Origin of the sequence: Candidatus Igneacidithiobacillus taiwanensis (assembly GCF_031962545.1) — a bacterium.
Taxonomy (GTDB): Bacteria; Pseudomonadota; Gammaproteobacteria; order Acidithiobacillales; family Acidithiobacillaceae; genus Igneacidithiobacillus; species Igneacidithiobacillus taiwanensis.
Map to the genome: position 1 here is coordinate 1 of NZ_JAVRKK010000015.1, position 20,645 is coordinate 20,645.

Below are 20,645 nucleotides of genomic sequence, written 5' to 3' on the forward strand. Positions count from 1 at the left end.
GAAAATAGTGGTATTTCGATCAGCAATGGGCCTCATGGCGTTTTTTTTGAGATTCTGGATCAACGGCAATGCCTTCTTCGGCTAGATCAGATCTTCCTTAGAGAAATCTACCCGGAAGGCTTGTAGTTGCGAGGTCCAGGGGCCAACCTCCCAATTGGTACCAAAAGTGTACGTCTTTGCACTCTGGGGCTTCAGGTTGGGATTGTAGGTTCCGGTATAAAACTGGTTGTATCCAGGTGGATTGCTGTTTTCCGTGTAGTTAAAATAGGCGTGCCAATTGGGCAGAATGCGGAGATTCGCGCCCACCGAGGGTAGGACCGAGGAAAAATTGACATTGAATTGTCCCGGAAGCTTCCGGGCCAAGGCCACGTCGTCGACAAAGCTGCGCTCCGCATACAGGTATTTGACGCCAGCCGTCAGGCGAAGGGCGTCGATAGGTTTATAATTGAAGACGAGATAAGGTTCATAGGTGTCAGTTACCACGGGCTCGTAGTAATTTGCGCCTACATAGGTATTGGCCAAACTATAATAGTTGGCCGCATGCAACGTATTATTATGATTGAACCAAAACCCGACTTCGGTATCCACCGGCCCGAGCGGGAAAAGAAGGCGAGCAATATTGCCCCAGCGATGTGTCAAGTTCACGCTCTGCCGTAGTAGAGCGCCGCCATAATTACGCGGATTGGCAGAAATAATCGTGCCAGCAGGTGTCAACAACGTAGTGTTGAATGTGGTAGCCCCGGCACCAAAGCCGTTGCCATAGTAATAGTAGAGCTGGTCAGAAAAATGCACCGCGCCGAGCTGGCCCTCATATTTGGCGTACCCGAGCCAGTTGAGATAGTTGTTGTAATTGAATCCGGTGTAATTAGTGTTGATGGTGCCATTGGGGTTGTACAGATTGCTGGTATAGCTATTGTAATCCTGACCAAACTGGGCGATTTGTGTAGGGGTGGCGCCATTGTAATAATTGAAGCGCTGATTGTTCTGGGTAAAGAACAGGGTGAGATCACCAGGGCCAACGTGGGTGACGGATTTGAAAAGAAACTGGGTCTGAATTGCGCCATTGTTTTGAAAATAACCATCGCGCTGGATTTTATTCATATAAATCCAGGCAGAGGTTGGTGCGACATTTTTGGCAAACAGCCCGGTATTGATCAGGCCGCCGTAATTGTATTTGCCGAACGATCCGCCGCCAACGATCGGGCGCACCATAGGGAACGGTGAGGGCTGCAGACTATTGGTGGCAAAGGCGCCGCCGAATGCAGCCAGGCCCGGCAAAGCGGCAGATTCTGCGCCAGGGTAATACTTGGCATTGGCCACGAGCACCGAGGGGATGAATTCGTTGGTGTAGTAGGTGTAGCTATCGTTGTCGTTGAGGGGAATTCCGTCGAGAGTGAAATTGATCAGCGACTTGCTGAAGCCGTTGATGTAGACATCGTCGCCATCCATGCTATCGCCGCTGCTGACCACCATGGCATTGGGCAGGTTGTTGAGGGCTTGCGTATAGGAGTCGGTCGGCGTGAGCATGTCGAACTGACCCTTGGTGATGGTGGTCTCCTGGTTGGTGGCGGTCTTGTCGAACTTCTGCACTTGCTGGATGTCCGACGCAGGGGTGTGACCGACGTTGACCTTGGGTGTAGCGCCAAAAAAACCTGTGGAACCGCTACTAGCAGTACCGGTTACGGTCCCTAGGGACTGGGTATCGGCATGGGCGGCAGTCTGGGTCAAAAACAGCAGGGCTGCCGAGACAGAAAGGCTCAAAGGCTTGCTTGCTTTCATGATACGCTCCATATCAAGGGTGACGAGGTTCGCGGCACCGAGATCGATGGCATAGATCGATCCGTAATAAGTCATAGAGGCTACCAGGAAATTGTTTCACTATGATGAACATTTTGTGACACTTTTGTGACACCCCGGTTTCACGAAATGACCTAGAATGCTAGTGGTAACTCTTTCTGTAGTGAGGGATTTTATGCGAGTTTGGCAGATCTTTTCGTTGACTGTGCTCCCCTTGGCTTTGAGTGCCTGCGCGACGATGTCGCCCATCCCGGGAGACTTCCCCCCCATTACCCCACACCAGGCACAGACCGGCGCCGAGAATGGCAAGCTGGTACGTTGGGGTGGAGAACTCATCCAGACCGAGCCCGAGGCGGATCAAACCTGTTTTACCATGCTCGGCTTTCCCCTGGACCGAGACGGCCGTCCGCGGCTGGGTCGTCAGTCTGCCGATGCAGGCCGGTTCATTGCCTGTGCGCCCGGCTTCTACGACCCGACCCTCTATGCCGCTGGTCGCGAGATGACCTTTGTGGGAACGATAACCGGGGTCGTCAAAAAGAAAGTAGGGGGGTACGACTATCCCTACCCTCGTATTAGTGCGAGCCGTGTATACCTGTGGCCTTTGCCGGAACCGGAGCCACGGATGAATACCGTCGTGCTCACCGGCGGTTGGGGCTGGGGCTGGCCGGGCTATATCGGGCCCTGGGGCCCGCGTTGGGGGTGGGGATATCCCTGGTGGTAAGTGGCGTCGGTGCCGCTGCGTGTTAGACTGCCAACTTTCCGGGAAGTGGGGAGTGCATGTTACGCAGCATGACGGGGTATGCCCGAGTCGTGGGGGGCGAGAAGGGGGATAGCCACGTCTGGGAGATTCGTGCCGTCAATCACCGATACTTGGAGACGGTGCTGCACCTGCCCGAGACGCATCTGGGTCTCGAGGGAGAGATTCGGCAACGGGTCGGGCAGGTAATCAAGCGGGGTCGAGTGGAGATTTGGCTGCGCCAGGAATCGCGTGGGGAGGCCAGTCTGCAGGTCGATTCGGGTCTCCTCCAGGGCTTGCGCCATGCCGCGGGGCAGGCTGCCGAGCTCTGGGGCACGCCGCTACCGTTGCCCTCTGCCCTGGATTTGTTGCGCTGGCCCGGAGTATTGCAGGCGCCAACAGCGGATCTTTCGGCAGAGCAGCTCCTCGCCTTGCTGGATGCGGCACTGGCTGAATTGCAGGCGACTCGTGCCCGCGAAGGTGAGGCGTTGGCGTCGATTCTCCGCCACAAGCTGGACAACATGGGGGAGATTTTGACAGCGCTGCAACGGCAGTTGCCGCTCATCGAGACGCGCCTGCGCGAGCGTCTGGATCGGCGTCTTGGTGAATTGCGGCAGCAGGTGGAGCCGGCGCGCTGGGAGCAAGAACTGGTGTTTTATCTGCACCGGCAAGATGTGGCAGAAGAAATGGAACGTTTGGCTACCCATCTGCAAGAGTTTCGCCAGACACTGGAGCGGGATGAGCCGGTGGGTCGTCGGCTTGATTTTCTGGTGCAGGAGTGTAATCGCGAGGCCAACACCCTGGGCTCCAAAGCAGGCGATCAGCAGGTGAGTCAGGCGGCGATCGAACTCAAAGTGCTCATCGAACAAATACGAGAACAAATTCAAAACGTGGAATAGTCATGGCCAAGCACGCGCATTACAGCGGTATTTTGTGGATCATCTCGGCGCCCAGTGGCGCGGGCAAAACCAGCCTTTCCAAGGCGTTGGTGGAGCAGTCGCCGAATCTTCGCACCTCGGTGTCCTACACCACTCGCGCTCCGCGTCCTGGAGAGGAAGACGGGCGAGACTACCACTTCATCTCTGCCGAACAATTTGCCGCGATGGCGGAGCGAGGGGAATTCCTCGAGCACGCCTTGGTGCACGGCAATCACTATGGCACCGGAGAATCCTGGGTCAAAAAACAACTGTTTGCTGGTACCGACTGTCTCTTGGAGATCGATTGGCAGGGCGCGCGTCTGGTGCGCGAGCGCTTGCCCGAGCACGTGGTGAGTATATTCATTCTGCCGCCGTCCCTAGCCACCCTGTCCGAGCGTCTGCGCGGACGTGGCCAGGACAGTGACCAGGTGATTGCCAAGCGACTGGCGGCAGCGCGGGAAGAACTGCTACATTACGACGAATTCGACTATCTCGTCGTAAATGAGGATTTTCAGCGCGCCTTGGAAGACCTGCGCTGCATCGTTCGCGCCGAGCATCTGCGGCGCAACCGTCAGCAGCACGCCGAGCACGCGCGGCTGCACGACTTATTGGCTTGAATATACATAGAGGAATTGCTGTCATGGCCCGTATTACCGTCGAAGACTGCCTAGCGCAGATAGACAATCGTTTTGAGTTGACCCTGGTGGCGGCCCGCCGTGCCCGCCAGTTGGCTAGTGGTGCACAACCTTTCGTTCCTGCTGGTCGCGATAAGAACACCGTGGTTGCCTTGCGGGAAATTGCCAGTGGCAAGGTTTCTCGCGCCATTCTCGATGAGCCGACGCCACCCTTGCTCGCCAGCTTTCCGGGGGCGTCGCGACGCGGGCCGGTAGGTACTGAGGATGTCGGCGGCGACTGAATGCAACGACGCGCCAGATCTCGTATTGCTGGCGGATAACGTCGAGACCTTGCATCTGTCGCCGGTCGTGCCGGCTTTGGAAGACCCCTGCGCGCCGCTCCGTCTTCTGTTACAACGGTATTTAACGCCGGAGGACGTGCAGCGCGTCCGTGATGCCTACGAGCTCGCAGCGGCTGCGCATCGCGAGCAAAAGCGTCGCAGCGGCGAGCCCTACATTCATCATCCGGTAGCCGTCGCTTGTATTCTGGCCGAACTGCAGCTGGATGTGGCAACGATCCAGGCCGCTTTGTTGCACGACGTCATCGAAGATTGCAATGTCAGTAAAGAGGAATTGACCGCGCGTTTTGGCGCCGAAGTCACAGAGATGGTCGACGGCGTCAGCAAACTCGGCCAGGTGCGATTCGAAACCCGAGAAGAAGCGCAGGCAGAGAACTTTCGCAAAATGTTTCTCGCCATGTCGCGAGACATCCGGGTGGTGCTCATCAAACTCGCCGATCGGCTCCACAACATGCGTACCATGGGGGTCATGGCGCCAGAGAAACGGCGTCGCATCTCCCGCGAAACCCTGGAGATTTATGCTCCCATAGCCCAGCGCTTGGGCATTCATGCCATTCGGATAGAGCTGGAGGAGTTGGCATTCTCCCATCTCTACCCCAAGCGTTGGCATGCCCTCAACCAGGCAATCAAGGCAGCGCGCGGTAACCGCAAAGAGGCGGTGCAGAAAATCGGTCAACTCATTGCCGAGCGCTTACGGCAGGAGGCCATCCGCGCCCAAGTGAGTGGGCGGGAGAAGCATGTCTATAGCATCTACCGCAAGATGCAGAAGAAGGGGTTGCCTTTCTCTGCTATTCATGACCTGCATGCTTTTCGGGTCATCGTCGATGATGTCGATACTTGTTATCGCGTGCTTGGCATCGTCCATAGCTTGTTTCGCCCCATCCCTGGCCGTTTTAAAGATTACATCGCCATCCCCAAATCGAATGGCTATCAATCTCTCCATACTATTTTGCTGGGCCCTTTCGGTCATCCGGTGGAAGTCCAGATTCGCACCGAAGATATGCATCGGGTGGCGGAGGCAGGGGTGGCCGCGCACTGGCTCTACAAGAGCGGCGTGCAAAAAGCCCATGCCGAGGCCCAGGCGCGTGCCTGGATCCAGCGTCTGCTGGAATTGCAGGCGCAGGGCGGCGATTCCCAAGAGTTTCTCGAGAGCCTCAAGATGGACCTTTTCCCCGACGAGGTCTATGTATTTACTCCCAAGGGGAAGATTTTGGGGCTGCCACGGGGGGCTACGGCCATCGACTTTGCTTATGCTGTACACAGTGATATCGGCAATCGAGCGGTGGCCGCCAAGATCAACGAGATCTATGTCCCCCTGCGCAGCATTCTCGACAACGGTGACAAAGTGGAGATCATTACCGCCGAATCCGCGCATCCGCAGGCGGGCTGGCTGGAGGTCGTTGCGACTGCCAAGGCGCGGGCAAATATCCGCTCCTATCTGAAGACGATTCAACGGAGTGATGCCGAGCAGCTTGGACGCAATCTCCTCGACAAGGCTCTGCGCAGTCTGGGAACATCCATCGACGCCCTCGACGAGGAACAGGTACGGCGGGTCTGTGCAACTTTCCAGGTGGAAGACCGCAGCGCCTTGCTGGTTGCGATTGGCGTTGGGCAGGTGATTCCGTTGGTGGTGGCGCAAAAACTGGTTCCCGAAGAGGAACGCGGGCGTCTTGCGCAAACCGCGCGGCGTTTGGGGCAGGCCGTGAGCTCCCTATTGCCCGGTCGCCAGGGGCGGGAAGGAGAGCACAATCAGCCGCTGCTCATCCGCGGCACCGAGGGCATGCCGGTTACCCTGGCGCGTTGCTGTCGCCCCATTCCCGGCGATCCCATCCTCGGTTTCATAACTGCAGGCAAGGGCATCGTGGTGCACACCCACGATTGCCATAACATCCGAGAATGGCGCAAACGCCGTGATCGTTGGGTCGACGTGCAGTGGGATCCGGCGGTGCATGCCGAGTTTCCGGTGCTGGTGCGAGTCGTTGCCGAGAGTGGTCGAGGTGTCTTGGCGCGGGTGGCAACGCACATCGCCCAGGCCGACGCCAATATCGATCATGTCGATATCGAACCTCAGGATGGCCTCTACACCGGCATTACTTTTACCATCAGCGTGCGTGATCGCGATCACCTAGCGCAGGTGGTACGCAGTCTGCGTTCCCTGCCCTCGGTATCGCGGGTACAGCGCGTCAAAGGATGACTTTCAGGAGAAACTCGATGCCAAAGCCCATACACAGCCCTGCCGCCCCCCAGGCCATTGGCGCCTACAGCCAAGCCATGGTTCATGGTGATTTGCTTTATTTGTCTGGCCAGATTCCCATTGATCCGCGTACCGGCAACTTGGTCGAGGGGGATTTTTCCGTGCAGCTGCAGCAGGTGTTGGATAATTTGCAGGCCGTTTGTGTGGCCGCTGGTACGGATTTGCGCCACGCCATCAAGCTACAGGTATATCTGGCTGATCTCAGCAACTTTGCGGCCGTCAATGCCGCCATGGAAGCCTTTTTTACCCCGCCGTACCCGGCGCGGGCGGCACTGCAGGTGGCAGCTTTGCCGCGCGGTGCTGTGGTCGAGATCGATGGTATCGTTGCCGTGCAGGGCACGAGTCATGCTGCCGACTGATTGGCAATTACCCATGCGCGCCTTGCTGCAGCGCTACCCGGAGTTACGTACGCTACTCGAGGAGCGGGGCATTCGCTGTAACGAATGCTTTATTGCCGACCGGGAAACCCTGGCGGGTGTGGCGGCCATGCATCACATCGATTTGCAGTCTTTGCTCGCCGACTGGGAAGCACGCCGCGCCGCCGATCTCAGCCGCTGAGCCCCATGGCGGGAGCAAAACCCAGCTACCATCTCGCTGATCCGCTCACCTCGCTGCCGGGAGTCGGGCCGGCTCTCGCGCAGCGGATGCAAGGTCTCGGTCTGGAAAAGATCGAAGATTTGCTGTTCTATCTCCCCATTCGTTTTCAGGATCGCCGCCAACTGTTCCCTATCGCCTCTTTGCGGCCGGGTATGGAGGCGGCGGTCCTGGGCGAGATCATCGCCTTGCAGCGGCAGCAGGGTCGGCGCGAGCAGTGGTTGTTACAGCTCAGAGATGCCAGCGCGGCCAGACTCACCCTGCGTTTCTTTCACCTTGCGCCTAGCCAACGCCAGCAGTGGCACGCCGGACGTCGCCTTTGGTGTTTTGGAGAATTACGCTCCGGACTGAATGGGCTGGAGATGGTGCATCCGGAATGGCAGTTGGCGGATCGTGCAGACTTTCACTTACCCACGCACCTGACGCCTTTTTATGCGAGTACCGAGGGCCTGCACCAACAGCAGTGGCGGCGCTTCATTGCCTCGGCTTTGGCATTGTTGCCGGAGTTGGCGGATCCGCTGCAAGGTCTTCTCCCGGACTGGCCCAACCTGGCAAGCAGCATTCGCCATCTGCACCAAGCGGCGGGCGCCGCGCCAACGCCCCAGGACCGGGAATGGCAACGCCTGGCTTTGGATGAGCTCCTGGCTCATCACTTGGCCTTGCGCCGCGAGCGCGCCCGCGCAGCAAAGCAAAGCCTCGCCGTTGCCATTCCTGACCCGAGGCTCTGGGAACAGCTCCGCGCGCGGTTACCCTTTACGCCGACTGCCGCCCAGGAACGGGTCATTGCCGAAGCGGTGGCCGATTTAGCGCGCAGCCAACCCATGCGCCGTTTGCTGCAAGGAGATGTCGGCTCCGGTAAGACCTTGGTTGCCGCCGCTATTCTCCTACATGCAGTAGCTGCGGGCATGCAGGTAGCGATCATGGCCCCCACCGAAATCCTTGCGGCGCAATTGCAGGACCGTCTGTCGACGTGGTTTGCGCCCTTGGGCTTGCGGGTGGGCTTGCTGCTCGGCAGCCAAGGCGCACGACAACGGCGGGAAACCCTAGCGGCGGTGCAAACAAACGATATACAGGTACTCTGCGGCACCCAAGCCTTGTTTCAGGATGAAGTCACCTTTTTCCGGCTCGGTTTGGTGATTATCGACGAGCAGCACCGCTTTGGTGTTGATCAGCGTCGGCGTCTGCTTGAGAAAGGCGCGCTGCCGCATCTTCTGGTGATGACGGCAACCCCCATTCCGCGCACCCTCGCCATGACCTTGCACGCCGATCTCGATCTTTCCAGCATCGACGCCTTGCCGCCAGGTCGACAAGCCATCGAAACCCTGGTCTTGGCCGATAGCCGTCGCGAGGAACTCATCCGGCGCTTGCATCGTCTCCTTGCCGAAGGTCGGCAAATCTACTGGGTTTGCCCTTTGATCGAGGAGTCGGAAGTGCTCGAGCTGCAAGCGGCAGAGGCGAGCTACGCCGAGCTGCAGCAGGCTCTGCCCGGGGTTGCCATCGGTTTGCTCCACGGTCGCCAGCGCAGCGAAGAAAAATCCCAGATCATGGAGGCATTTCGCAGTGGGGCCCTGCGGTTATTGGTGGCAACAACGGTGATCGAGGTGGGGGTAGACGTGCCGAATGCCTCGGTGATGGTCATCGAACATGCAGAGCGCTTGGGGCTTGCCCAGTTGCATCAGCTGCGCGGGCGGGTAGGGCGCGGCACGGCGGCGAGCATGTGCATTTTGCTGTATCGGGCCCCGCTTTCCGCCAAAGCCCGCGAGCGCTTGCGGATCATGCGTGCCTCTCAGGATGGCTTTGTGATTGCGCGCAAAGACCTCGAGATGCGCGGCCCGGGGGAGTTTCTCGGTATTCGGCAAAGCGGTGAGCGTCAGTTGCGCATTGCCGATTTTTTGCGGGATGAAGCGTTGTTGGCCCTGCTCCCGCGCCTTGCCGAGACCCTGGAGCGCGACAATCCGGTAGCCGTGGAGGTGCTCATTCGACGCTGGCTGGGGGCCGCGAGCGGGTATGCCAGCATTGGCTGAAATAGTCTTGAAATCATAGACATCAACCAATGTTTTCAGGTATTCTGCGAAAAATTTTAGCGACGGAGGAAGCATATGAGGCATTGGCAATCCGGATTGCTGGTTTTGCTAGGAATGAGCTTGCTGGGAGGATGCGCAAGCCAGTTGCCGCCCAGCCAGGTGCATTCCGTCGCGTACTATGCTGCGCAGATTCCGCCTCCCCCCGCCTCCAGTCCGGCTCCCGTGGCACCGACGCAATCTGCGGCACCGCAAGCGGCCACCCTACACATCGTTATCAACGCCGATCAGCGTAAATTGTTTCTCTACCGCGGTTCGCAACTCCTCGCCAGTTATCCGGTTGCCATTGGGTTTGGGGGAGCTGCACAGCGACGCATTCGCGGTGATGACAAAACCCCGCTTGGCCATTATCACATCGGCTATGTGCGCTGGGGCACGCAGTACGGGCCCTTCATGTTGTTGACGTATCCGAATCGCCAGGATGCAGAATGGGGCCTGCGCGAGGGCATCATCAGTCGTGCACAGTACCAAGCCATTGTTTCAGCCCTCGATAACGGGCAAACACCGCCGCAAAACACGCCCCTGGGGGGGTACATCGGGATCCATGGTATGGGTCCAAATTTTTCGTACAGTCGCGATGCCAAGGTCTTCCCAGGGCGATGGACGGCGGGTTGCGTCGCCTTGTCGAATCACGATGCCCGGGATATTGCCGAGTTGATTCAGCCCGGTACTCCCGTGGATATCGTTGGTGAGGTGGAAAGTTATCGGGAGCAGGTCGGTCAAAGCCGTCGTCTAGCCTTCCAATATCATCATGTTGCCGATAGCTTGCCCGGCACCCCCGCTGCTACCGAAAAACCGACAGACTGAAGACCACTAGAGACTGCGGCCGAATTCCAGTCCGTTGCCGATGCAATCTCCCAAAGCAACACCACCGCGCCAATTGCCGAGGAGGGAGAGCCCCGGCCAACTCTGCAGAGCAGCGTCGATAGCCTCTACGCGCGCTAAGTGCCCCAACTGATATTGCGGAATGGCGCGCGGCCACCAACGCACGCGCTGAAACCGGGGCTCACCGCGAATATCCAGCAAAGACCGCAGGTCCTCCACAACACGCGCGACAATGTCCTCGGTTTTTGCAGAGGGCAGCTTTCCCTGGGCACCGCCAATAAAGGCGGTGAGCAAGACATGATCGGTGGGTGCGCGATCGGGAAAGAGCGTCGAAGAAAATAGGGCGCCCAGGGTGGCTATGCCGAGTTGCCGGGGGATCAAGACGCCGAAGCCATCCAAGGGATGCTGTACTTGTTCGCGGCCAAAGCCCAAGGCGACGGTTGCAAGCTCCGGATACTCGATGGCAGCGAGTTGGCGGCGCAGTGCTTCTGCCTGCGGGGGGAGTAGCCGGGCGATCTCTTGGGTCGGTAGACATAGAATCAGGCGCTCGGTCTCCCAGTCGCCAGTTGCGCTCTCCACCTGCCAAGTCATTCCTGTGGGGTGTATCGCGGTAACAGGACTGTTACAGAGGATCTTATCGCCGAGCCGCGCGGTGATTCCTCGAGGCAGGCTCTGCATGCCGCCAGCAAAGGAAAGCAATCGACTTTTGCTGCCCTTGCGACGACGTCCGCGCAAGGCGGCACCGAGTAGCGAGCCGTGCTCCTTTTCCATCTGCGCCAAACGCGGCAGGCTCGCGGCAAGGGAGAGACGTTCGGGATCGCCGGCGTAGACACCAGAAACGAAGGGATCGACCATCCAGTCGAGTACCTCCGGCCCAAGACGCCGACGTACAAAGGCAGCGATGCTCTCGTCGCCGGTGGCGCGCGGACGAAAAGGCTCGGTGAGCAGACGTAGGCGCGCGCGCGCAGAGAGGAGTTTGCCGCCAAGCAAGGTTTTGGGGCCCAAGGCGACCAACTCGTGCCGCCGATTGACCACAAAGCGCCGGCGGGCCAAGGGGTTGGCAAGCTGCTCCGGCAGTGCGAGTTCCTCCAGCAGCGCGGCAACGCGAGGATCCCGCACCAGTAAAGTATTGGGGCCCAGATCGTAGGTAAATCCTGCCTCGGTCTCTGTCTGAATATTGCCGCCTACGCCGGGGCCAGCCTCGAGCAGACGAAATTCCTTGCCTGCTGACTGCAGAGCATAGGCAAGGCTCAAGCCGGTAATGCCGGCACCGACGATCAGATAGGGTACGGTTTCCATTCGGGAATCACTCCTCCAGCGTTGGCGCGCCGGTATACGAAGGGCTGCCCAAGTACCAGCGATGAGCGTGGCGGAGCAGGGCGATGAGGACGGCGGTGATGGGCAGCGCAACGAGCAGGCCCACGAATCCAAAGAGTTGCCCGCCGGCCAAAACCGCAAAGATCACCAACACCGGATGCAGCCCGATGCGATCTCCCACCAGCATGGGGATGAAGATGGTGCTCTCGAGAATCTGTCCTACCCCGTACACCCCCCAAACCTCAAGAATGGAAAGAAAGGTGCCGCCCTGGATGTACATGGCCAGACTGGCAAGCAGGATGCCGCTGGCAAAGCCCAGATAGGGTACAAAGCTGAGCAGACCCGAAAGTAGGCCGATGAGAAGCGCGGTCTTCAAACCAACGAGGCTGAGACCAATGGAATAGGTGGCGCCAAGGGCCAGCATGTCGAGTAGCTGACCCTGTAAAAAGGCCATGAGCATGCGGTCGGAATCAATGGCGAGCTGACGGACCAACGCCGCGTAAGCGCGAGGAACCAGTTCATCGATGCGGTGGAGCAGTCGCGGCCAGTCGCGCAGCAGATAGAAGCCGATGACCGGGATCAGTACAAAGTTCATCAGTACCGATAAGACCCCCGAGCCGGAGGTAATGGCAACTTGTAGGCTGCTACTGGCCCAGTGCGCAAGTTTGCTCGCATTTTTGCTGGCGAGCAGGCTCAAGCTATGGCTGTCGAGGGGTACCCCAAGGCGTTGGGAAATTTGCGGCACCCACTGCGTTTGCAAGAGCTGTGCGTACTGTCCCAGATAGTTGATGGCGATTATGGTCTGGGCGCGCACCATGGGTAAGAGCGCAACGACAATCGCCGCGAGGAGGATGAGGACGATCAGAAAGACCAGGGTGGTCCCAAGGCCACGCGGTATGTGCCAGCGCTGCAGGCGAGTTACTAGGGGATTGCCCAGGTAGGCGAGTACCCCGGCAATCACAAAGGGAGAAAGGATGGGCCCAAGCAGGTAGAGCAGCCAAAGAACAGAGGCGAGGAAGAGAAGGGGAAACCAGTACTGGCGCATGAATCGGTGCTCTCCTGCAGAGGCCACGGTTTTTGCAAGTCTCAATGGAGACTATGCGTGCTGCCGGCAGCTGCCTCGAGCATCACTTTACGCACCTCCTCCGGAAATTCGCCTTGTAGCACCTGCTGACGCCCTTCCTGGAAAAATAGCGGCGCATCGGCAGGGAGGAATTTTTGCAGGGCGGCAAAGGCTTGGCGCATCAGTTCCGGTGCATGGGCGCGGGTAGCCGTGATTCCCCAATTGAAGAGCAGGATGCGCCAGGGACGTTGCGGATCATTGCTTTCTAAATCGGCAGCGTAGTCCGCCTCGGCAGCGGCAACCACGGCGCCCATGAGTCGTGCCAGGGCCGCGAGTGCGGTGGGATCGGCCTCGGCATTGGCCAGGATGGCGAGGCCGTTTACGATCGGATCGAGGGTGTGGATGGGTTGCTGCTCCTGTACCAGCCAAGCGGCGATACTCACGCTGATCACTTCCAGGGCAGCCTTGGTCTTACGCTCTCCCAGTCGCTCCGCCCAGGTGGCGAGATCCATGAGTAGGCCGATGCTCAGGTCGCCAATCCGCTCTGCCTCATCTTCCGGCAGGCTTGGATCCCACTCGGCAGTGTCCCTCTCGAGCACGACGAAAAGCTGGCGCAGGGCGTCGACCAGTTGCGGCGGTGTAACTTGTTCGCCGGTGGCAATCTTACTCTCGGCAAACCGTGCCAATAAGGGTTGAACTTGTTGTTCGAAACGGGCTTTGGCGCTGGCAATGTCGGCGAGGGAAGGCAAGGGAGACTCCTTGGCAGTGCTATGTCCAGGCTGCGATGGTATCATAAAAGCTGGTCGAAGCAGTCGCTTGGAGTTTCCAATGTCGTCTTTGTCCCCGCGGTCTCCTGTAGACCTCCACATGCATTCTCTGCACTCCGATGGGAGTTTGTCCGTGGAGGAACTGGTGGCGCGCGTTGCCGAGCGTGGAGTGCGCCTGATGGCACTGACCGATCACGACAATACCGCCGGTATTGTTGAGGCCCAGCAGAAAGCCGCGCAACGGGGCATCGGCCTCATCCCGGGAGTCGAAGTGTCGAGCGAGTGGAGCGGTATCGGTATTCATATCGTGGGGTTGGGGATCGATATTCACAATCGTGAGCTACAACGGGGGCTTGCGCGTATCATGGAATTTCGGGACTGGCGCGCTGCCGAAATCAGTCGTCTACTGGCCGTAGCGGGTATGCCGGGTGCTGAGGAGGGCGCTCGCCGACTCGCCGGCAGCCGTATGGTTGGACGCACTCATTTTGCCCGCTGGTTGAAGGACACCGGCCACTGTCAAGACAATGCCGAGGCCTTTCAACGCTGGTTGGGCCGCGGACAAGTGGCTTACGTGCCCAGTGATTGGATTCCCATGTCCGAGGCGGTAGATTGGATCCGGCAGTCCGGGGGCATCGCGGTGGTGGCGCATCCCGGACGCTACAAGTTGAGTGGTTCGCGCTTGCGCGCCCTCTGCGAAGAGTTCCGTGCCGCCGGTGGCGGCGCCATCGAGGTCAGCTCGGGTTCCCAAGGGGCAGCCGATCGCGAGCATCTCGGCAGATTGGCCCAACAGCTCGACCTCGCCGCCTCTCTCGGCTCGGATTTTCACGGGCCGGAAATCGGCCATGCCGAGATTGGCCAAATCTTTCCCCTTCCCGAAGGTGTGCAACCGGTTTGGGAACGCCTCGGATACGCAGATTTTTCATTACACTGAGCTACCCTTCATGACTCCACTGCGGGAAGAACCGCGTTTGGCTGCCTGGGGCACTGTGGTGTTGGTGCTGATTTACCTCGGCGCCCTCTACGCCTTGAGTCCTTATGCGGGGCCCATACTCATGGGCGCTGTGCTTGCCACCGTTGGCTGGCCTTGGCAGCTGCGCTTGCAGCGTTGGCTGCACTTGCCGCGCTGGTTGGCGTCGATATTGCACGCCCTGGCATGGATGGCAATTATCATCATCCCCGCGGTGTTGGTCGTGGAATCGATCCTGCCCGAGTTGTTGCGGGTCATTGCCCGCTGGCAGAGCGGCGCGCCCCTGTTGGGAGTGCCCCGGGAATTGCAGAAAATTCCCTACCTCGGCACTTGGTCGGTCGAACACCTTCGTCTTTTGAATGGCGCCCATCTTTCTCGCTTTTTCAGCAACCACGCCGCGATCATCACCAGCTCCCTCGGACAGCTCTGGATTTTCGTTCTCCATACATTTTTCGCTGCCCTTACGGTATTTGCCATTAGTTTGCATGGACAACGCCTCGCTGAGGTACTGCGCCTCAGCGCCAGTCAATTGTGGGGGGCGGAGCGCGGCGATCGCTTCTTGCTGGCGGCTCGTGATGCAACGCGCTCGGTTCTCATCGGCTTGATTGGAGTCGGCATCATCGAAGGTTTGCTCATTGGCATCGCTTTCGGCATTGCGGGACTTAGTGCCTGGCCGCTGTGGACGGTCGTTACGGCGCTTTTCTCACCTATACCCTTTGGCGCAACGATGGTGGTGGGAGCTGCAACCCTTTGGCTGGTTTTTAGCGGCCATTGGTTGGCAGGCTTGGTAGTGCTTGGATGGGGATTTTTTGTCATTACCCTGGCAGATTTAGTAATCCGTCCTCTTCTGACTGGTTCGCAGAGTCAGGCGCCCTTTTTTCTGGTGTTTTTCAGCATTCTTGGCGGGGCTGCGGCCTTTGGCTTGATTGGTTTGATCATCGGCCCTATCTTGGTACTGCTGGCGCGAGGCATTTGGTTGGCGTGGGAGCGTCGGGTGCTGCTGGAACGAGGAACTGCCGGCACCGAAGCGCGATCTAAACCGTGACTGTGAGGAGGTGTGGAATGGATTACCAAGTTTTTGATCAGCAGTACAATCAGATTGCCCAGGCAACCCAGAATAATATTCAGGGCTTGCAGCAGGTGGCGCAGAAGTTGCAGACGGCCGTGCCGGATTCTGTGGTAGCGCGGGAATTGATTTTGGATCTCCGTAACATGGCCATGAATCTGCAGAGTCAGCAGCAGAATATCAATTTTTTGTTGCAGCAGATGGGACAGCGTATCCAGCAATTGGAAATGCAGATGCAGCAGGCTGCTGGGCAGCCGGGAATGAATCCGGCCATGGCGCAGCGGCCGTGGAATGCACCAGCCCAGGGTATGGGTAGTGGTTTCATGGGCAACGTGATGACGGGTCTGGGCTTGGGCGCGGGTTTTGCCGTGGCCGATAACATCGTCGACGACATCTTCAATATGTTCTAAAGCAGGCCCAAAGTCTTGTCCGTATCCGGCGGCCTCTCTGGCCGCCGTTTTTTTCGGAGGTACAGCAGTGGCGGAAGAATGGATTTACGGCATCCACGCGGTCGAGGCGGCTCTGGAGGCAGGAGAGGTGGAGCGCTTGTGGATTGCCCAGGAACGGGTCGAGGATGGACGCCTGCGGGGAATTCGCGATATTGCCAGTGCCCGGCAGATTCCCGTAGCAACCGAGTCTGCCCAGTTGCTGGCACGCCGCTGCCATAGCGAGCAGCACCAGGGTGTCCTTGCCCTTGCCCTGCCGCGTCCACCCCGAGACTGGTCGGCCTTTATGCAGCAACTGCCTGCAGATGCTTTTTTGCTTATGCTCGACGGCGTCACCGACCCGCATAATCTTGGAGCCTGTTTGCGTAGCGCCGAGGCGGCAGGCGTAGATGCGGTCTTGCTTCCCAAAGACAATGCCTGCGGGATTACGGCAACGGTGCGCAAGGCCTCGGCAGGAGCGGCATCGCGGGTGCCGGTATTTTTTTTGACCAACCTTGCGCGCAGCCTTGCGCAGTTGCAGGAGCAGAATTTTTGGGTGGCGGGGTTGGCCGGAGAGGGGCAGCAGAGCCTCTACCAAGCCGACCTGCGCGGTCGTCTGGTCTTGCTGCTCGGCAGCGAAGAAAAGGGTATTCGTCGATTGCTGCGCGAACACTGCGATTTTTTGCTGCACATTCCCATGGCGGGGCGCATCGAGAGTCTGAATGTTTCGGTGGCAGCAGGGATTGCCCTCTTCGAGGCACGGCGCCAGCGGGCGACGCCGACCAGGAATTCGGGGTAGAATTGGGTAGAAAGGAGAATCCATGCAAGCCTGTCTCGTTGACTCCCACTGTCATCTCGATTTTAGCGACTTTGCCGAGGATCGCTCTGCGGTCTTGGAGCGGGCACGGCAGGCAGGAGTGCAGTCCCTGCTGATTGCCGCAGTGCGCCAGCCAGACTGGGAGCGGGTGCGTTCCCTCGCAGCGTCGGAGCCGCATATTTGGGGGGCGGCAGGGGTGCATCCCAACGAACCCCAAGAAGAAACGCCCAGCTACGAGGATCTCTTGGCGGCCCTCGCCTACGAAAAGATTCTGGCGGTAGGAGAAACCGGGCTCGACTACTACCGCCTGGAGGGCGACAAGGGTTGGCAGCAAGAGCGCTTGGCCTTGCACATTGCGGCGGCCCGCGTGACTCGCAAGCCCTTGATCATCCATACCCGCGAGGCTGCCGCCGACACCTTGGCCCTGTTGCGTAGCGAGGGGGCGCAAGACTGCGGTGGTGTCATCCATTGTTTTACCGAAAATGCGGAATTTGCCCGGGCCGCCCTCGACTTGGGCTTTTACATCTCTTTTTCTGGCATCGTGACCTTCAAGAATGCGCGCGATTTGCAAGAAGTGGCAAAGACGATTCCCCTTGACCGCCTCCTGATCGAAACCGATGCCCCCTTTCTCGCGCCGGTGCCCATGCGTGGCAAGCGCAACGAGCCCGCCTTCGTCGCCCATGTGGCGGCTTTCTTGGCAACTCTGCGCCGCACGGATTTGGACCTATTGGCGCAAGCCACCCTGGAGAATTTCAAACGACTCTTTCGGCCCACGGAGGACCCTTGCGTATCCATTTCCTAGGGACAGGGTCGAGTGCCGGGACCCCGGTCATCGGCTGCGACTGCCCCGTCTGTAGTAGTGGCGATGCGCACAACCAGCGCAGTCGCGCCAGTATTTTTGTCGAGAACGAAGACACCGGCATCCTGATCGACACCGGCCCGGATTTACGCACGCAACTGCTGCGCGCGGGGGTGCGAAAAGTCGATGCCGTCTTCTACACCCACTTTCATGCCGACCACATCAACGGCATCGACGACCTGCGCGCCCTCAATTTTCTCAACAAACGGGTGATTCCCTGCTTTGCCGACGAGCGCACCGCAGCGGAGCTCGAGGCGCGTTTTCGCTATTGTTTCTTGCCGCCCGATCCCGGCTGGGCCAAGCCCTCGCTATCGATGACCACCATCACCTCCGCGCAGCGGCTAGGGTCGCTAGAGCTTTTGCCGATTCCGGTCCTGCATGGCAATTTGCCCATCTATGGCTACCGTTTTGGAGCTGCAGCGTATCTTACCGATCTTAAGACCATTCCCGAGGCGAGTTACGCCCTTCTGCGCGACCTCGACTTGCTGATTCTCGATTGCTTGCGCGAGGAAGAACATCCTACCCATGTGAACTTGCAGGAGGCGCTTGCCATTGCCGCCCGCATCGGAGCGCGGCAAACCCTGCTTACACACATGACCCATGACCTTGATTTCTACCAGTTGCAGGCGAGCCTACCGCCAGGAATCGCCCCGGCCTACGATGGCTTGATTTGGGAAGCGTAGTGTTTGCCCGGCGGCGCCTATTCTTCTTGCTTGAGCTGACTGCGAGCGTGCTTGCTTGCGGCGGTGTTCAGCGCCTGCAAGTGCAAGATTTTTAAGAGTCGTTGCACCAAGGGGTAGAGCAATACCGCCGAAACCGCGAGATACACCACTCCCGAGTACAGGGCATAGACGCTCGCAAATAGTTTGGCGACGGTTCCGTGCAAACTGGAAACCGGTCCCATACCGCTCAGGATCATGCTGGCGTTGAGCAGGCTGTCGATCCAGTCGATGCCCGCCAGAAAGTGATAACCAAGAATGCCGATGGACAGGGAAAACAGCAAAAAGCCCGTACCGGCGCCAACGTAGCGCAGCTGGTGCCAAAAAAACTCCCGCCGGCTACGCAGGCGCAGAGGTTCATGAATGTCGAGTGCCATGAGGGGCATGGTAGCTGCTTACTACAAGCTCTGCCAATGTCTTGCACATTGGCGCCGATGCAGTAGTGCTCTTGCTTTATTCGGCCCAACGATACTATGCTGGAGCCTTCTGTGAACGCTAGGGGCGTCCCGACCGGGGCTGAGAAGTACCCTTGGAACCTGATCCGGTTCAGACCGGCGTAGGGAAGCGGCCATCTCCTGGCGTTCGCGACCGTTAGAGCAGGAGCGACGCCATGGCAACCCAACCCCAGGATCTATCCCTTCCCGCGCAGTGGGAAGTCACTACCGGACCCATTCCCGGCTCCAACAAGCGCTATGAATCGGGCGTGCTATATCCGGAACTGCGGGTTCCGTATCGAGAAGTCTCGCAAACGCCAACCCGCCAGCGCGATGGTACCTTGCTTGCCAACCCGGCCATCCCCCTCTATGACGTGAGCGGTCCATATACCGATCCCGATGCCCAGATCGATATTCGCGCTGGTCTGCCAGCCCAGCGTTGGGGCTGGCGCTGGGTATTGCCGAGTCAGGTCGAGGTTCGTCAGGAGCCTTCCTCGGCCTTTGGGCGAGAGCGTTTGCACGATCCGCGCACCGATGCGATTCGTTTTCCGCGGCGCCCGGAAATTCGTCGAGCAGCTGCGGGAGCCAACGTTACTCAGTTGCATGCGGCACGCCTCGGCATCATCACGCCAGAAATGGAGTTTGTCGCCATTCGCGAGAATGAGCATCGCGACGCCTTACGGGCTAGTCATCCGGAGCTCTTTCGTGCCCACGCCGGGGAGAGTTTGGGCGCCCGATTGCCCGAGCGCTACACGGCAGAATTCGTTCGTGAAGAAATTGCCGCCGGACGGGCGATCATCCCCGCCAACATCAACCACCCGGAGCTAGAACCGACCATCATCGGTCGTAACTTTCGGGTCAAGATCAATGCCAATATCGGCAACTCCGCAGTCACCAGCTCCATTGCCGAGGAAGTGGACAAGATGGTCTGGGCCATTCGCTGGGGCGCCGATACGGTCATGGATCTCTCCACCGGCAAGCACATCCATGAAACCCGCGAATGGATTTTGCGCAATAGCCCCGTCCCCATTGGCACCGTGCCGATTTACCAGGCGCTGGAAAAGGTGGACGGCAAGGCCGAGGAACTCACCTGGGAGCTCTTCCGCGATACCCTTATCGAGCAGGCAGAGCAGGGGGTGGATTACTTTACTATCCACGCCGGTGTACTGCTGCGCTATATCCCGCTCACGGCAAATCGTCTCACGGGTATCGTCTCTCGCGGTGGTTCGATCATGGCCAAGTGGTGTTTGGCGCATCACCAAGAAAATTTCCTCTACACCCATTTTGCCGAGATCTGCGAGATCATGAAGGCCTACGACGTCAGCTTCTCCCTGGGCGACGGTCTGCGGCCGGGTTCGATTGCCGATGCCAACGACGAGGCGCAGTTTGCCGAGCTGCATACCCTGGGCGAATTGACCAAGACTGCTTGGCAGCACGACGTGCAGGTGATGATCGAGGGTCCTGGCCATGTGCCCATGCAGCGTATCCGCGCCAACATGGAAGAGGAGCTACAACATTGTTTTGAAGCGCCTTTCTATACTCTTGGGCCGCTGACCACCGACATCGCCCCCGGCTATGACCACATCACGAGCGCCATCGGGGCTGCCCAGATTGGTTGGTACGGCACCGCTATGCTTTGTTACGTGACCCCCAAGGAGCATTTGGGCTTGCCCGACCGCAACGATGTGCGGGAGGGCGTCATGGCTTACAAACTTGCGGCCCATGCCGCCGACCTTGCCAAGGGATATCCGGGAGCCCAGGTACGAGACAACGCCCTTTCCAAGGCGCGCTTCGAGTTTCGATGGGCGGATCAGTTCCATCTCGGCCTCGATCCAGAAAAGGCACAGGGCTACCACGATGAGACCCTACCCCAGGAGGGCGCCAAGCTTGCCCATTTCTGCTCCATGTGCGGGCCGCATTTCTGCTCGATGAAAATCACCCAGGATTTGCAGGACTACGCCCGCCAGGGGATGGAAGAAAAGGCGCAGGATTTTCAGCGATTGGGAAAAAATATCTATCTGCAATCCTGAGCCT

Annotated in this window: 21 protein-coding genes and 1 riboswitch; of the genes, 16 read left to right on the forward strand and 5 right to left on the reverse strand. The window is 58.9% G+C overall.

Going from position 1 to position 20,645, the window contains the following annotated elements:
- Positions 1-81: 81 nt before the first annotated feature.
- Positions 82-1,779 carry a TonB-dependent receptor domain-containing protein gene (locus RTI30_RS03795; protein ID WP_312283373.1) on the reverse strand — a complete coding sequence of 566 codons (1,698 nt, stop codon included), beginning with the start codon at positions 1,777-1,779 and terminating at the stop codon, positions 82-84.
- 193 nt (positions 1,780-1,972) lie between these two features.
- Here RTI30_RS03795 and RTI30_RS03800 point away from each other — a divergent pair, with 193 nt between their 5' ends.
- The 9 genes from RTI30_RS03800 to RTI30_RS03840 all read left to right on the forward strand — a co-directional run bounded on the left by RTI30_RS03800 (position 1,973) and on the right by RTI30_RS03840 (position 10,159).
- Complete coding sequence (locus RTI30_RS03800; protein ID WP_312263050.1) at positions 1,973-2,518, forward strand: Slp family lipoprotein; 546 nt, start codon at positions 1,973-1,975, stop codon at positions 2,516-2,518.
- Between the two features lie 56 nt (positions 2,519-2,574).
- On the forward strand, positions 2,575-3,432 hold the full coding sequence (locus RTI30_RS03805) for a YicC/YloC family endoribonuclease (RefSeq protein WP_312263049.1): 858 nt from the start codon (positions 2,575-2,577) through the stop codon (positions 3,430-3,432).
- A 2-nt stretch (positions 3,433-3,434) separates the two neighbouring features.
- Entirely contained in the window at positions 3,435-4,067 is a 633-nt protein-coding gene (gene gmk, locus RTI30_RS03810; RefSeq protein ID WP_312263048.1) for a guanylate kinase, read from the forward strand.
- A gap of 23 nt (positions 4,068-4,090) precedes the next feature.
- Positions 4,091-4,366: a DNA-directed RNA polymerase subunit omega gene (gene rpoZ, locus RTI30_RS03815; protein WP_312263047.1), complete on the forward strand. Its 276-nt coding sequence runs from the start codon at positions 4,091-4,093 to the stop codon at positions 4,364-4,366.
- Positions 4,350-6,617 (forward strand): bifunctional (p)ppGpp synthetase/guanosine-3',5'-bis(diphosphate) 3'-pyrophosphohydrolase, encoded by a 2,268-nt coding sequence (locus RTI30_RS03820; RefSeq protein ID WP_312263046.1) that lies wholly within the window; start codon positions 4,350-4,352, stop codon positions 6,615-6,617. Before rpoZ ends, RTI30_RS03820 begins: the two co-directional genes overlap by 17 nt.
- A 17-nt stretch (positions 6,618-6,634) precedes the next feature.
- Positions 6,635-7,036 carry a Rid family detoxifying hydrolase gene (locus RTI30_RS03825; protein WP_312263045.1) on the forward strand — a complete coding sequence of 134 codons (402 nt, stop codon included), beginning with the start codon at positions 6,635-6,637 and terminating at the stop codon, positions 7,034-7,036.
- Positions 7,023-7,235, forward strand: a complete 213-nt coding sequence (locus tag RTI30_RS03830; RefSeq protein WP_312263044.1) for a DUF1858 domain-containing protein — start codon at positions 7,023-7,025, stop codon at positions 7,233-7,235. The genes RTI30_RS03825 and RTI30_RS03830 overlap by 14 nt, the downstream gene beginning before the upstream one ends.
- Positions 7,236-7,240: 5 nt before the next feature.
- Positions 7,241-9,295, forward strand: a complete 2,055-nt coding sequence (recG, locus tag RTI30_RS03835; RefSeq protein WP_312263043.1) for an ATP-dependent DNA helicase RecG — start codon at positions 7,241-7,243, stop codon at positions 9,293-9,295.
- A 75-nt stretch (positions 9,296-9,370) separates the two neighbouring features.
- The gene (locus tag RTI30_RS03840; protein ID WP_312263042.1) at positions 9,371-10,159 is read left to right on the forward strand and encodes a L,D-transpeptidase; all 789 of its coding nucleotides are present in this window, start codon (positions 9,371-9,373) and stop codon (positions 10,157-10,159) included.
- Between the two features lie 6 nt (positions 10,160-10,165).
- On the opposite strand, the gene hemG is transcribed toward RTI30_RS03840, so the two are convergent.
- The 3 genes from hemG to RTI30_RS03855 are packed head-to-tail and all read right to left on the reverse strand — an operon-like array spanning position 10,166 to position 13,306.
- Entirely contained in the window at positions 10,166-11,476 is a 1,311-nt protein-coding gene (hemG, locus tag RTI30_RS03845; RefSeq protein ID WP_312263041.1) for a protoporphyrinogen oxidase, read from the reverse strand.
- 7 nt (positions 11,477-11,483) lie between these two features.
- On the reverse strand, positions 11,484-12,539 hold the full coding sequence (locus RTI30_RS03850; protein WP_312263040.1) for an AI-2E family transporter: 1,056 nt from the start codon (positions 12,537-12,539) through the stop codon (positions 11,484-11,486).
- A 41-nt stretch (positions 12,540-12,580) separates the two neighbouring features.
- Entirely contained in the window at positions 12,581-13,306 is a 726-nt protein-coding gene (locus RTI30_RS03855; RefSeq protein WP_312274738.1) for a hypothetical protein, read from the reverse strand.
- 118 nt (positions 13,307-13,424) lie between these two features.
- Between RTI30_RS03855 and RTI30_RS03860 the strand changes: the two genes are divergently transcribed.
- The 6 genes from RTI30_RS03860 (at position 13,425) to RTI30_RS03885 (ending at position 18,141) form a co-directional block, all read left to right on the forward strand.
- Positions 13,425-14,255 (forward strand): PHP domain-containing protein, encoded by an 831-nt coding sequence (locus RTI30_RS03860; protein ID WP_312262893.1) that lies wholly within the window; start codon positions 13,425-13,427, stop codon positions 14,253-14,255.
- Positions 14,256-14,265: 10 nt separating this feature from the next.
- Positions 14,266-15,336 carry an AI-2E family transporter gene (locus RTI30_RS03865; RefSeq protein ID WP_312262894.1) on the forward strand — a complete coding sequence of 357 codons (1,071 nt, stop codon included), beginning with the start codon at positions 14,266-14,268 and terminating at the stop codon, positions 15,334-15,336.
- A gap of 17 nt (positions 15,337-15,353) precedes the next feature.
- Positions 15,354-15,767 carry a hypothetical protein gene (locus RTI30_RS03870; protein WP_312262895.1) on the forward strand — a complete coding sequence of 138 codons (414 nt, stop codon included), beginning with the start codon at positions 15,354-15,356 and terminating at the stop codon, positions 15,765-15,767.
- 67 nt (positions 15,768-15,834) lie between these two features.
- Positions 15,835-16,581, forward strand: a complete 747-nt coding sequence (gene rlmB / locus RTI30_RS03875) for a 23S rRNA (guanosine(2251)-2'-O)-methyltransferase RlmB (RefSeq protein WP_312262896.1) — start codon at positions 15,835-15,837, stop codon at positions 16,579-16,581.
- Between the two features lie 22 nt (positions 16,582-16,603).
- On the forward strand, positions 16,604-17,401 hold the full coding sequence (locus RTI30_RS03880) for a TatD family hydrolase (RefSeq protein WP_312262897.1): 798 nt from the start codon (positions 16,604-16,606) through the stop codon (positions 17,399-17,401).
- Positions 17,383-18,141 (forward strand): MBL fold metallo-hydrolase, encoded by a 759-nt coding sequence (locus RTI30_RS03885; RefSeq protein WP_312262898.1) that lies wholly within the window; start codon positions 17,383-17,385, stop codon positions 18,139-18,141. The genes RTI30_RS03880 and RTI30_RS03885 overlap by 19 nt, the downstream gene beginning before the upstream one ends.
- A gap of 17 nt (positions 18,142-18,158) precedes the next feature.
- Here RTI30_RS03885 and RTI30_RS03890 read toward each other — a convergent pair whose 3' ends face one another.
- Positions 18,159-18,563, reverse strand: coding sequence for a hypothetical protein (locus RTI30_RS03890; protein WP_312262899.1), 405 nt, complete (start codon positions 18,561-18,563; stop codon positions 18,159-18,161).
- A gap of 101 nt (positions 18,564-18,664) precedes the next feature.
- A riboswitch (TPP riboswitch) is annotated at positions 18,665-18,757 on the forward strand.
- A gap of 30 nt (positions 18,758-18,787) precedes the next feature.
- Here RTI30_RS03890 and thiC point away from each other — a divergent pair.
- Entirely contained in the window at positions 18,788-20,641 is a 1,854-nt protein-coding gene (gene thiC, locus RTI30_RS03895) for a phosphomethylpyrimidine synthase ThiC (RefSeq protein WP_312262900.1), read from the forward strand.
- Positions 20,642-20,645: the final 4 nt, after the last annotated feature.